Source organism: Luteirhabdus pelagi, from assembly GCF_016827595.1.
GTDB lineage: Bacteria > Bacteroidota > Bacteroidia > Flavobacteriales > Flavobacteriaceae > Luteirhabdus > Luteirhabdus pelagi.
This window is the reverse complement of the sequence record NZ_JAECMS010000036.1, coordinates 1-766: the sequence shown is the minus strand read 5'-3', so window position 1 is coordinate 766 and position 766 is coordinate 1. Positions and strand designations below refer to the sequence as shown.

At 32.4% G+C, this 766-nt stretch carries 1 protein-coding gene; it reads right to left on the bottom strand.

The genetic code is table 11. The annotated features are described in order from the left end of the window. Positions 1–139 precede the first annotated feature (139 nt). A partial coding sequence (locus I4Q58_RS15460; RefSeq protein WP_236002963.1) for a hypothetical protein occupies positions 140–766 on the bottom strand: 627 nt, incomplete at its 5' end.

Below are 766 nucleotides of genomic sequence, written 5' to 3'. Positions count from 1 at the left end.
AACGGTTTTGTATAATGCGTCGTTGCGCGGGGATGAAGTTACGTATTTTTCAGATAAGACTTTTTTGAAATGAATTTGCAAGTTTTTCAATTAAGCTTTTCAACCGAGCGTTATGCGCATTATACATTGTTGGCCACAGTTATATCGATTCAAAGTTTTTCAACAGTCTTTGATAGTCTTCATCAACATCATTACTAACCACATTCATCGAAAATGTTTTCATTCCGATTGTTATAATATATTGAGTTATATACTTTTTATTTACTGAGTCCAATTGTTTGAACTTTACTTTTATTGATCTTGTATTCTTGATTGCAATATATTTGCTCTCAAGTCTTTCGTATCCAAGCCCCAAATTGCCATATCTCTGCTTCATCTGGCTTTCAAGCATATTAGTGTAAGCATTCAATAAATCTTTGTCCAAAAACACGTAATTACCAAGCATGAATGTAATATAGTTCTGTGGATTGTTCTTTTCGATGAATAAGTCCATTTCAATTCCAAGATTTTCGAAATGTTTCAGATCTTCTGGTTGCACATTTGAGACCAAGCTTCTATTTTCAATAGAATCAAGCTCTCTTACCCATTCATCAACAGTAACCTTTGAATAATTATTCGGCAACCTTACCTTTTTTTCTAGAAAACTTACCTTAAATTCAGATGTATCCTTGAATGATTTGGGTAAATGTGTTGAAGCGTTATCACAACTCAAAAATGAAATCAATATAAGTAATGATATAATTTTCCTCATAATTGTGGCCAACGG